Source organism: Paenibacillus sp. FSL H3-0310 (assembly GCF_038002785.1).
Taxonomy (GTDB): domain Bacteria; phylum Bacillota; class Bacilli; order Paenibacillales; family Paenibacillaceae; genus Paenibacillus_AQ; species Paenibacillus_AQ odorifer.
This window is the reverse complement of record NZ_JBBODC010000001.1, coordinates 3,617,491-3,630,079: the sequence shown is the minus strand read 5'-3', so window position 1 is coordinate 3,630,079 and position 12,589 is coordinate 3,617,491. Positions and strand designations below refer to the sequence as shown.

The 12,589-nt window shown below is 45.1% G+C and carries 7 protein-coding genes; 6 read left to right on the top strand and 1 reads right to left on the bottom strand.

All coding sequences use genetic code 11. The features are described 5' to 3' along the window. Positions 1–15 precede the first annotated feature (15 nt). A complete protein-coding gene (locus MHH63_RS16505) occupies positions 16–1,680 on the top strand; it encodes a CotH kinase family protein (protein ID WP_341171803.1) in 1,665 nt (554 codons plus the stop codon). A 71-nt stretch (positions 1,681–1,751) separates the two neighbouring features. On the opposite strand, the gene MHH63_RS16500 is transcribed toward MHH63_RS16505, so the two are convergent. Next, the gene (locus tag MHH63_RS16500; protein ID WP_076193877.1) at positions 1,752–3,446 is read right to left on the bottom strand and encodes an ABC transporter substrate-binding protein; all 1,695 of its coding nucleotides are present in this window, start codon (positions 3,444–3,446) and stop codon (positions 1,752–1,754) included. 112 nt (positions 3,447–3,558) lie between these two features. Here MHH63_RS16500 and MHH63_RS16495 point away from each other — a divergent pair, with 112 nt between their 5' ends. The 5 genes from MHH63_RS16495 (at position 3,559) to MHH63_RS16475 (ending at position 12,473) form a co-directional block, all read left to right on the top strand. Then, positions 3,559–5,070, top strand: a complete 1,512-nt coding sequence (locus tag MHH63_RS16495; RefSeq protein WP_076280476.1) for a DUF4153 domain-containing protein — start codon at positions 3,559–3,561, stop codon at positions 5,068–5,070. 24 nt (positions 5,071–5,094) lie between these two features. Further along, the gene (locus MHH63_RS16490; protein WP_076130648.1) at positions 5,095–5,619 is read left to right on the top strand and encodes a hypothetical protein; all 525 of its coding nucleotides are present in this window, start codon (positions 5,095–5,097) and stop codon (positions 5,617–5,619) included. Between the two features lie 94 nt (positions 5,620–5,713). Then, positions 5,714–6,412, top strand: a complete 699-nt coding sequence (locus MHH63_RS16485) for a Crp/Fnr family transcriptional regulator (RefSeq protein ID WP_036683474.1) — start codon at positions 5,714–5,716, stop codon at positions 6,410–6,412. Between the two features lie 161 nt (positions 6,413–6,573). Further along, positions 6,574–8,268, top strand: a complete 1,695-nt coding sequence (locus MHH63_RS16480) for a methyl-accepting chemotaxis protein (protein ID WP_341171802.1) — start codon at positions 6,574–6,576, stop codon at positions 8,266–8,268. A gap of 266 nt (positions 8,269–8,534) precedes the next feature. Further along, positions 8,535–12,473: a discoidin domain-containing protein gene (locus MHH63_RS16475; RefSeq protein WP_341171801.1), complete on the top strand. Its 3,939-nt coding sequence runs from the start codon at positions 8,535–8,537 to the stop codon at positions 12,471–12,473. The last annotated feature ends 116 nt before the right edge of the window (positions 12,474–12,589 follow it).

Here is a 12,589-nt window from a genome sequence, read left to right as displayed (position 1 = left end):
AAATCGGTAGCCAGTATGACAGACTCGGACAGATACAGCTTCCGGCTGAAATTTGATAAATATGATAAGAAGCAAACGTTACTTGGTCTTGATAAAATGGTATTGAACAATAATTTCTCGGACCCTTCGTATATTCGTGAATATTTACATTACGAAGCGCTTCGTTCTGTAGGTGTGGATGCACCTTTGACTGTGTTCACCAACCTGTATATCAACGGAGAATTATATGGTTTTTATGTAGGTGTGGAAGCGATAGATGATAGCTATCTAGAACGTACCTATGGAGAAAATTATGACGATGGTGTTCTGTATGATACAGAAGAAAAAAGTTATCTGCAGTACAAAGAAGGCAGTGACTACGAAACGATAACTTATGATACAGGTAAAGAAGATGATAAAGCTTCGTTAAAGAACTTCATCAAGGTGCTGAATGAGATGCCTGCCGGTGAGAAGGGTTCTATTGAAAGTGTGCTAGATGTGGATTCGGCACTGAAGTATATTGCCGCTAATGCTGTATTGGGTAACTATGACAGCTATAACGGGGATAAAGGTCATAATTATATGTTGTACGGGGATGCATCCGGTAAATTTAGTGTACTTCCATGGGATATGAACATGTCCTTTAACGGGTATTCTGGTGGCGGAGGCGGCAGAACAGGTACAACAGACACAACAGCTGCTGCGGGCACAACTTCTACATCGGCAACAACCCTTGCAGCCAATACCAGCGCAGTAACTGCATCAATTGATAATCCAACGCTTGGGATAAGTTTAGATCAGGTCCCAATGATTGCTAATCTGTTGGAAGTGCCTGAATATAAGACTAAATACCTGAAATATGTATCTGAGCTGGTTGATTATTTGGAAGGAATTCAGAGCAGAATTACTGAATTGGCTACCTTGATCAAACCTTACGTTCAAGCAGACCCAACCAAATTTTATACCATGGAACAATTTGAAAGTAATGTTACTTACTCAGCAACAGGTGAAATGGGTGGTAGTGGAGGAATGACTCCGCCAGCTGGGATGGAAGGCATGACTCCTCCTGAAGGGATGGAGGGCATGACACCTCCGGATGGAACGACACCGCCAGCACGTCCTGATAATACAGGGACTGCGACTGATGGCAATCCTACACCTCCAACAGGTAACGCTGGAGGCGGGGGACAAGGTATGGGGACAATGGCAGCAGGTTCGATTATGACCTTTGCGCTGAACAGACTTGCTAATCTGCAAGGCCAGCTAGGACTTAACGTCACACCTCTACCCTCTGTAACTACAACGCCATCAACAACGAATCCGAACACGACGGGCACTAAGGGAATATCCGTACTTTTAAACGGAACAGCGGTCAGCTTTGCAGATCAGCTTCCTGTGAATAAGGATGGCCGGGTGCTGGTGCCAGTGAATGCAATCTTTAATGCTCTGGGTGCTACAGTAACCATGGATCAAACGACTAAGAAAATTACCGCAATAAAAGACAATACAACGATCGTAATGGCCATTGGCAGCAAGACTGCTTACATCAATGGCAAAGCACTCACACTCGACGTTCCTCCGCAAATTATCGGAAATCGGACACTGGTTCCGGTAAGATTTATTTCCGAGGGATTGAATATGGATGTGAAGTGGGATGCAGGGACTTCTACAGTTACAGCTACGACTAAAACAGCAGCTTAATAATTAGCTTTATCGCGTATGCGGAAATCCGGGGCAAGCTCTGGATTTCCGCATTTTTTAATTCAAGCAGATCAACTCGTGCTGCTGCTAGAGAGCAGTGGCGGAAACCAGACATGACGAAGATCGACCCAACCCTGGCTATTGAAGCTAACCCCGCGGACAGAGGGGAGATAAGCTGTCTGAGTCGGCTTTTCATACAAAATATGTAGGTGGTGCTCTTTAATCAGACGGTTCTCGATGATACTGAAACTTTCCGCTCGGGCCACCGGATTAGGTTCGCGCGCGATGGTATACAGCCAGCCTTCTATATCCGCCCGGGTATGCGGTTCAATATGCTGGGAGAGCGTGAGGTATAGATCAAATAAACGAAGTTGTTCATCCTCGTCACGGAATAATGAGAAAACAATCAGGTCTGATTCCAGCCGAATCGGACCTTTAAATTCCTCTGGAGACACGGAAATGACATTGCATTTATAACCTTGTTGCTCTAGTCTAGTGGCAATAAAATCAGCATCGCCAGCATATTGTGGAATCGTAGAGATTTGCAACGTGATTTCTTGATCTATTATCGCTTCTTGCTCGATGGACGCTGAATCGTCTTTTAAACAGGAGACTATTTTTGCCCGAAGCAGGGGATCGCTTAGCGGTCCCTTTTTTTGCGTATTGCAGGTGACGAATTTCCGAATGGAAGACTCCGAATGAATTCGGCTCCAGGTCGAAGAACTGGCGGATGAGGGATTCTGAATCACGTGAAAAGCAGAACCCGTATCAGAGGATGACGTTTCGGTATCCCACGGGACATAAAGGATTTCAACCCGATCTAAATGAGCCCGTCCTTGAAAATAATAAGGAAAAACCTCCAGCACACAAGTGTCCTCGGTCATATCCACAACCTTAAAGGGGCCAGTCCCCACGGGTCTACGGCCAAAGCTCTGCTCATCCATTCCTTCTAAATCACGCGGTACAATTGCGGCTCTGCTCGTACACAAAAATGGCAGAAATAGTTCATTAGGCTGCTTAAGCGTAATTTGAACGGTAGATGGATTTAATGCGGTGACCCGCTGGATTTCTTTGAAAATATAGCTATAGAGTGTCCGTTTAGAGGTTTGCATCAACCGTCCCAGGGAATAGACTACATCCTTGGCTGTCAGCACTTTTCCATGATGGAATAACACCTCTTTGCGCAGAAAAAAAGTCCAGAGCGTCCGGCTCTCATCGACTTCCCAGGCGTGAGCCAGACAGGGAACAATTTTGTCCCGTTCACCGCTTCGTTTCACTAACCCGTCGAAAACATGGCTGGAAACAAATGACTCTGCCAGCAAATTCATATAGAGCGGATCGAAGGTATGGAGCTGCTGGGTAATAGGCAGCCGGAGAGTATCAATTTGTTTGTCACTACGAATTTCAGAATGATGCCCAAAATAGGTCAGCAGCCAACCCTGCAGTGTATCCTGCAGTGAGGTGGAGCTGGCATGGGTTTTGATGCCTTCTATAGCGTTGTGGACATCTTTGCGGCTAATCGCCTGCATCATGGATTGAAGGGCAATTTCTTCGGAGGGAACAAGAAATTGCAGCAAAGAGCGGCTTCCCCGCCCACGCTTAGGCGTCCATTTGATCCATTCCTGCAACATCATTTTATTCACAATATGCATGGCATTGCGGTGTGTACAGCCGAAAATCAATGCCAACTCATCCATCGTCACTGAGATTTCTGTGGCTCCCCCAAAATGAGATTGCAGCTTTAAAAATTGGCTATGCAGCTTCATTGTTTTGGTTCCTTTCGGAAAATAGGAAATTATAAATAAATTCTTTCTCTTTTTTTTCTTATTTTATCACGTAAAATAAGGATGAGAAAGTAAGAAAATGGGGGTAATTACCATGACCGAGGAAATGGAAACGGGAACGGGACTTAGGCTTAATCGATCGCTTGCTGCTTTGCTTGCCGCGTTCTTACTGGCAATAGTTCATCAGTATTTATTTTATGGGAAGCTGGCGGGCCTATCGTATCCAATCTTTGTATGTCTGTTCTATGCGTTCATGCTTTATTATGCCAAGGCTAAAATCCGCAAGCTTAACAAATTCAGTTACTTCTGGTTTGGAGCGATTTTTCTACTTTCATTAACCTATTTATTCTTTCATAATTTTTTCTTCTTTGGGCTGAACCTGCTGGTGATCCCGGTGTTGATTTTATTACATATGACTTATTTGCTTAGTGATAAACGGCCGGCTTGGAGCCGGCTTGGATTAGTGGGGAACACGCTGGAGCATGTGCTTCCACAGAATTTCCGCCATTGGAGCACTGTGTTTACGATCATTAAAAGGTCTGGCGGCAGTAAAATGAAGGACGAGCGTAAGCAGGTTATGGGGAAAGTGCTGATAGGACTTGCGATCTCTTTTCCAATATTGCTGGTTGTGGTGACTCTGCTGTCCTCAGCGGACGGAGTGTTTCATCATGTACTGCTGGCGCTGCCGAATGTGCTGGATCAGATTTCATTTGGGGAAGGTTTTGTGCGGGTGCTGTGGATTATCCTGCTGGGCATGGGCTTGTTCGGCTTAGTGTGGGGGTATGTGGATTCGAAAATCTATGACTGGAATATGCAGCCTAAGGAATATGGTCCAGTGCTGGCGCCTGTAAGCTTTAAAATGGATCCGATAATTATGACGACGATTCTTATAGCCATTAACACGGTATATGTATTGTTTGTTTTCGTACAGTTTTCTTACTTGTTTGGAGCATGGGAAGGGATTTTACCAGAGGGCAGCTCATATGCTGATTACGCACGTAGTGGATTTTTTGAGCTGATTATGGTGGCTGCGATTAATTTCGTGATTTTGCTGCTGGCTTTGGTGTCGGAAGGAAAAAGAAGTGGAGGGCTGCAAAAATTTATTAATGTTCTGCTCTACATTCTGGTTGGTTGCTCGACAGTTATGCTATATTCCGCCTATACCCGTCTGACTCTTTATGAAGAGGTGTATGGCTATACCACGACTCGGTTTTTAGTGCATGCATTTATGATATTTATGGGCTTATTGTTGGTGGTTGCAGCCTTACGGATAGCTGTTCAGCGTGTGCCATTGGCGAAATGTTATATTGTGCTGGGCTTGATCTCCTACGTCGTCATGAACTATATCGGGATGGATGTTATTATCGCTAATAAAAATATGGATCGTTATGCAGCGAGTGGTAAATTGGACGCCAATTATTTGGTCCGTTTATCTCCGGAGGTCATCCCTTCTCTGATAAAGTTTAGTGAACAGGAAGATGGGATGCTGGATGATTTTTTGAAGAATGAATGGAGAGAACTCAATAAGCGTGAGCAGGCATGGCAGTCGTTTAATTTCCCGCAATATCTGGCGCAGCGTGAGCTGGCTGAATATTTTGCACAGTAAAGGTAAGAAGAAGGTGTGAGGTCAGTGAGGAAGAAGCCATTTAAAAGAGGCTGGTCATTTATCATCATTTTTATTACGGTAGGTTTAAGTTACGGGATCTATCATATCTATTTATACAATGCGCCCAAACAAAATCATTACTCGCGTGTTTCCAGCACCCATCTTGAACAGGAAAGTCTGGGCGGCATTCAGCTGCTTCAAAGCCTTGATTCAATCGCTAGGGAACCTAAGCCAAATAATGATATAGAGCGGTATCAGTATTACGATCTGGGTCACGAGACAACAATAGCCACAGCACGTGGTGATGATAAGATCATTCTAATCAGCGTCTATTCCGATCATACGATGAGTACGGCAAGAGATATTCATATTGGAGCTTCAGCAGACGAAGTGATCAAGGCTTATGGCACTTCTTATTATAAAAGAGGGGAGCAAGGGGCTGAGATTATCGGATACGTGGATAAAATCAACCATCGGAGTATTGAATTTTGGCTGCAGGATCAGAAGGTAGATATGATTCGTTATTGTGTGGATTCTGTTGTAATGTAAAGTGTCATAGGAAAACCTTATTAAAAAGGACATATGTCCTTTTTTTGTGGGGTATTCTAAATTACACTGGAGCAAACAATAGAGGGGGCACTACATGCAGACGATAAATGACCGTGAGGCTGTCCGTGCCTTGGCAGTGAAGAACGGTCTGGACGGAATATTTAGCCCGCTGGTAACGCATAAAATGGAGTTGAGACGTTACGCGGATGAAGAAAAGCTGTGTTTGGTTGGCGATCAATTGGATGGGATGTTCATATTGGTTGAGGGCAAGCTCAAAATTCAGACCTTGCTGCCAAATGGCAAATCTATGCTGGTGCGGTTTACAAATCCGATATCTGTGATTGGGGATGTAGAGCTCCTTCACCGGTTCCCTGTTAAGAATCAAGTGGAGTCTGTGGGTGAGAGCTTGATTCTTTTTGCAGGGAGAAGACTACTCCTGAGAGAGCTTGAGGAAAATACAGCGTTGTTACGTTTTCTCGTCGGAGAACTTAGTCACAAATTGCATACGCTCGGTCAAGCCTCCGCACTTAACCTGTTGTATCCTGTGGAGAATCGATTTGCCAGTTATTTAATGTCTTTGTTCGCAGATAAAAACGGTGACCGGCGAGTGGAGGAGATTCGGACCTCAAGTCTTATTGAGACAGCAGAATTGCTTGGCACAAGCTATCGGCATCTTAATCGAATCGTACGTCGTTTTATTGATGAAGGAATCATTACACGAAATCGTGGACGCTTAAGCGTACTGGATGAATCGAAGCTGGCAGAGCTGGCTAACGGAAATTTATACGAATAAAAAGATCTCAAAAGACCATTAGTTCCTGCCCTCGGCCGGAAATAGGGGTCTTTTTGTTTTTTTAAGCAAACATTCAGTTCAAATTCAGAGAGGCTTAAGGGAGAGCTAGTAGGATAAAAGTACCAAATAGACCTACATACATATAGAGATGAGGAAAACCGATGGTGAAAAGTATCCGTGGGAAAATAGTCTTAGGATTTACTGCTGTGATCATAGTCTTTCTAGTGGCGATAGCCGGAAACACATTGTTTCAGGGGAAGGTTACCCAATTGACAGATCAGGTTAATCGTAACTGGGACAAGCTGTCACTTGTTCAAGGCTTAACGGATAAGATTCGTACCGCAGATGAGCTGGGTGCTCGTTATGTGATGAGTAACACAGATGATGAGCGGAATTCCTATCTGGCGCAGTATGAAGAAATGCTCCCATTGATTGAAAATGCTATTACAGAGCTGGAGAATGCCCGATTAAGTGAAGCTGAGTTAAAGGGTGTAGCTGAGCTGAAGAGCAAATGGAATGATTATTTAATCGTTCTGAAGGAAGCTTTTGCCTTAGCTAAGGAAGGCAACTTCCCGGAAGCGCAGAAGAAATTCACGAACCTGTCATTAGACGCTATGATTGAATCTCAGATTGTGTTTCAGAACATGCTCATGGAGGAAATAGAGAATGGACAAAGCCTGGCAAATTCGCATCGTAATAACGGTTTGATTACTAGCTTTGGTGTGACCGGATTGTCGGTAGTGCTCGCGGTGATCCTTGCGCTGCTAATTTCTGGACGAATTATTAAACCGCTTCGTGATGTGAACACTCAGTTGAAGGAAATTGCAGATGGGGATGCCGATCTTACGCGCAAGTTAAGTGTTCGTTCTAAAGATGAGATTGGTGAACTGGCGTTTAACTTTAATAAAATGACAGATAATCTGGGCACGATGATTGAACAGGTGAAGTTATCAGCAAATAGTCTCGCGAGTTCCTCTACAAAGCTTAGGTCAGATAGTGGAGTGACGGCAGGCGCCACAGAACGAATATCGGATATTATGGGTGAAGTCGCTTCTGGAACAGCCAAACAGATGAATGATTTGCAGACTAATACAATTACAATCTCAGAAATATCACTAGGAATCGGCCAAATTGCTGCCAGTGTCCAGGACATTTCGGAAGCCTCCCATCGCTCTGCGGCATTTGCCATTACAGGAGATGAATCCCTTCACGCCGCTGGACAGCAAATGGAATCGATTAATCGCTCCATACAATCTTTATCACAGCAAGTCCAAGGTTTTGTGAATCGATCCCAGGAGATTGGCAGTATTGTAGGAGTCATAAAAGGAATCGCTTCGCAGACGAATATGCTGGCTCTAAATGCGACGATTGAGGCAGCTCGTGCTGGTGAACAAGGTAGAGGTTTCGCTGTGGTTGCCGATCAGGTCCGTAAGCTGGCAGAGCAGTCCGCGGAATCCGCCAATCAAATTGCAGAAATGGCGACTGGGATCCAAAGTGAAGCAGATGATGCCATGAAGGTGATGATGAGCAGCATGCGTGAAGTAAAGGGAGGTACGGAGATTATCGAGGAAGCGGGACGTTCCTTCGGTGAGATTCGATTATCTATAGATTCACTCGCCGAACAGGTTCAGGAAGTATCTGGAGCCGTGGAGGAGATTACGGCGGCTGCGGATGAGATTGTAGAGTCAATTCGTAACGTTACGCAAATCTCGGAAACAACCGCTGCGAGTACTCAGCATGTGTCAGCAGCCTCACAAGAGCAAATGGCTTCAGTCGAACAAATTGCATCCTCTGCAAGTGAATTAAGTACAATGGCGCATGGACTGCAAGGGTTGGTAGCTAGATTTAATGTATAACACGAAGCTTCGGAGAGTTAAGGGGCAATATAGTCCCCTTGACCTCTCTGTGGCTTTTTTTGGTTGAACGTAATATCCCACATACAAAGCATAGAAATCGCCATCGACGGCCATCTACCTATAACTTATATTATTAGCGTTATTAGTAGCTTGTATCCGTAATCCATCATTTCAAATGTAGGAGGCGAATGTCTATAAAACTACTGTTTTGAAAGCGCATCCTTTCTGCTGTATAGCTCCACAAAATTTTGGGAGGTGGTTATTCAATGATAGCAGCTTCTAAAAGATTTACCGGGAAGACGGCAGTACTTTATTGTTTAATTGTTATATTATTTGTAGGTCAGTTAACGTTATATCCCTCGGTGAGTTTAGCTGCGGGGAATTTAGCTCAAGGGAAGACTATTACTTCAAGCTCCTTCGGTGATGTATACGTAGCAGCCAATGCTAATGACGGCAGCCAAGGAACGTATTGGGAGAGCGCAAGCGGTGTTTTTCCGCAATGGATTAAAGTGGATTTAGGGGCAGCAAGCAGCGTGAATCAGGTTGTGCTAAAGCTGCCAACGAATTGGGAAACAAGAACTCAAACGTTAGCGGTGCAAGGAAGTACAGATGATGCAACTTACAATAACTTAGTAGATTCCGCCAATTATACATTTAATCCAACGATTGATTCCAATACAGTGACCATCAGCTTTACAGCTGCGAATGTCAGATATGTTAAACTGAATTTCACATCCAATACGGTCTGGCCAGCAGCACAGTTAGCGGAATTTGAGGTTCATGGTAATACAACTACAACTCCATCCTCAGGATATGAAGCGGAGAATGCCGCATTATCCGGTGGTGCCAAGGTTAACACGGATCATACAGATTATACAGGTACAGGATTTGTTGATGGTTACCTAAATCAAGGTGCTGCAACTGCATTTAGCGTTAATGTGGCTTCTGCTGGTAACTATGATGCTACATTAAGATTTTCAAATGCATCAGGCAGTACAAAAACCATTAGTGTTTATGTGAATGGAACTAAAATTAAGCAAACCTCACTTGCGAATCTGGCCAATTGGAATACTTGGTCAACAAAGATTGAGACGCTGGCTCTGAATGCTGGTGCTAACACGATTACTTATAAGTACGATGCAGGAGACACTGGAAATGTGAATCTAGATAATTTGAACGTCACTCCAGCTTCTGCGACAACACCTACGCCAACGCCGACGGCAACTCCGACACCAACGGCAACACCTACCCCAACGCCGACGGTAACACCGACACCGACGGTAACACCGACACCGACGGTAACTCCGACACCGACAGTAACACCTACGCCAACACCGACAGTAACACCTACACCAACTCCAACGGTAACACCGACCCCGACACCAACAGTTACACCAACGCCTGGGGCGGGTTCCAATCTGGCCTTGAACAAAAGCATCAACGCTTCCTCTTCCGTCTTTACCTTTGTTCCTACAAATGCGAATGACGGTGATGTAACTACTTACTGGGAAGGAGCAGGAGGAGGTTATCCCAATACATTATCTGTAAACCTGGGTAGTAATGCCGATATTACATCCATTGTCCTCAAACTGAATCCATCATCGGCCTGGTCCACACGTACTCAGACTATTCAAGTGCTTGGGCATAATCAGAATACAACAGCCTTTACTAGTCTTGTGCCAGCAACCGTGTATACTTTTAATCCGGCAACTGGCAATACGGTCACTATTCCGGTAACGGCCACGGCTAGTGAAGTACAGTTGAAGATTACCACCAATACTGGTTCAACCGCTGGACAAATCGCTGAATTCCAAGTGATGGGTGCACCAGCTGCTAATCCGGATTTGGCGATAACCGGTCTTACATGGTCACCTTCAGCTCCAGTAGAGACCAATGCCATTACTTTAAATGCAACGGTAAAAAACCTTGGAACGTTAGCTTCCATAGCGACTAATGTGAATTTCTACTTGGGCAGCACACTTGTAGGCACTAGCCCAGTGGGGGCATTAGCGGCTGGCGCATCTACGAACGTCACTTTAAATATGGGCGCAAAGGATGCTGCTACCTATACTTTAACTGCAAAGGTTGACGAGAATAATACGGTTATTGAATTGAACGAAGGCAATAACAGCTTCACTAGCCCAAATTCTCTTATTATTGCTCCCGTATCCAGTTCTGATCTAGTAGCTTCCCCTGTTAGCTGGACACCAAGCAATCCAGCAGGCGGCAATGTGGTCAGCTTCTCGGTGGCAATCAAGAATCAAGGGACAGCAGCATCCGCAGGGGGTGCGCATAACATAACCTTGAAGGTTCTGGATGCTACTACGAATGCTGTACTCCAAACCTTAACTGGAACCTATAGCGGCGTGATTGGCAGTGGAGTAACAGCGCCTCCTGTTAGTCTTGGCACTTGGACAGCAGCTAATGGCAAATATACTGTGAAGACGGAAATTGCCGTAGACACTAATGAGCTGCCAGTTAAACAGGCCAATAATATTCAAACACAGTCTCTTTTTGTAGGTCGTGGAGCCAATATGCCTTACGACATGTATGAGGCTGAGGAGGGTGTGATTGGTGGCGGGGCTGTGAAGCTTACTGCTAATCGGACCATTGGAGATCTTGCGGGTGAGGCTTCAGGCAGAAGAGCAGTCACACTGAATACTACAGGCAGTTATGTAGAATTCACTACTAAGGCTGACACTAATACACTGGTCACCCGCTTCTCCATTCCAGATTCGGCGAGTGGAGACGGTACGAATGCTACACTGAACATCTATGTGAACGGAGTTTATACCAAGGCGATTAATCTGACCTCTAAATATGCATGGCTGTACGGTTCAGAGATAAGTCCCGGCAATTCACCAAGCGCGGGTTCTCCGCGGCATATTTATGATGAAGCTAACATTATGTTCGACAGCACGATTCCGAAAGGTAGTACGATTCGACTGCAAAAGGATGTGGCAAATACCTCGCAGTACGCCATTGATTTCATCAGTTTGGAGCAGGTATCACCGATTGCCAATCCAGATCCGGCCAAATATACGGTCCCAGCCGGCTTTACACATCAGGATGTGCAAAATGCGCTAGATAAAGTACGCATGGATACGACCGGAAATCTCGTAGGTGTGTATTTGCCGGCCGGTAACTATCAGACCTCCAGTAAATTTCAGGTCTATGGAAAAGCAATGAAGATCATTGGTGCGGGCCCATGGTATACCAGATTTTACGCTCCAACGAATCAGGAGAATACGGATATCGGTTTCCGGGCAAGCGATACCGCTAACGGCTCTACTTTTGCGAATTTTGCTTACTTTGGGAACTACACATCACGTATTGATGGCCCGGGTAAAGTATTTGATTTCTCCAATGTGGCAAATATTACGATCGATAACATCTGGACCGAACATCAGGTGTGTATGTATTGGGGAGCTAATACGGATTACATGGTGATCAAAAACTCCCGTATCCGCAACACCTTCGCTGACGGCATCAATATGACGAATGGCAGCACGAATAATCTCGTATCCAATATTGAGGCACGGGCAACAGGGGATGATAGCTTTGCATTGTTTTCGGCTATTGATTCCGGTGGTGCAGATATGAAGGATAATATTTATGAGAATCTCACTTCAATCTTAACCTGGCGGGCAGCAGGTGTAGCCGTCTATGGCGGATATGCCAATACCTTCCGCAACATTTATATTGCCGACACGCTTTGCTATTCTGGAATTACGATCAGCTCACTTGACTTCGGGTATCCAATGAACGGCTTTGGCGCTTCACCGACAACGAATTTTGAGAATATTTCCATTGTTCGTGCAGGTGGACATTTCTGGGGGGCACAGACCTTCCCGGCAATCTGGGTATTCTCAGCCTCTAAGGTATTCCAAGGCATTCGTGTCAGTGATGTGGATATCATTGATCCAACCTATCATGGCATCATGTTCCAGACCAACTATGTCGGCTCCACTCCGCAATTCCCAGTGACAGATACCCTCTTCACGAATGTCACAATTTCCGGTGCGCAAAAGAGTGGAGATGCTTTTGACAGCAAATCCGGAGTGGGCATCTGGGTAAATGAAGCGGCTGAGGCTGGGCAAGGTCCTGCCAGAGGGTCAGCCACCTTTAACAATCTGAAGATTACCAATACGGTAACGAATATTAAAAATAATACGTCTACTTTTACGATTAACGTTAATCCGTAAAAATAAAGCTGCCAATACTGAACAGCCGTCTCCCGCTTTCGTGGGGGGCGGTTGTTTTCAGGTTGCAGAAACCAAGGGTTCTGAATCGACAGGAGGTGCTGCTCACGTTACAATAA

What these genes read in the sequence shown, in the direction of transcription:
- MHH63_RS16505 (WP_341171803.1), top strand. Translation starts at nt 16, where the DNA reads ATGACAGACTCGGACAGATACAGCTTCCGGCTGAAATTTGATAAATAT.
- MHH63_RS16500 (WP_076193877.1), bottom strand. Translation starts at nt 3,446, where the DNA reads ATGAAGCTGCATAGCCAATTTTTAAAGCTGCAATCTCATTTTGGGGGA.
- MHH63_RS16495 (WP_076280476.1), top strand. Translation starts at nt 3,559, where the DNA reads ATGACCGAGGAAATGGAAACGGGAACGGGACTTAGGCTTAATCGATCG.
- MHH63_RS16485 (WP_036683474.1), top strand. Translation starts at nt 5,714, where the DNA reads ATGCAGACGATAAATGACCGTGAGGCTGTCCGTGCCTTGGCAGTGAAG.
- MHH63_RS16480 (WP_341171802.1), top strand. Translation starts at nt 6,574, where the DNA reads ATGGTGAAAAGTATCCGTGGGAAAATAGTCTTAGGATTTACTGCTGTG.
- MHH63_RS16475 (WP_341171801.1), top strand. Translation starts at nt 8,535, where the DNA reads ATGATAGCAGCTTCTAAAAGATTTACCGGGAAGACGGCAGTACTTTAT.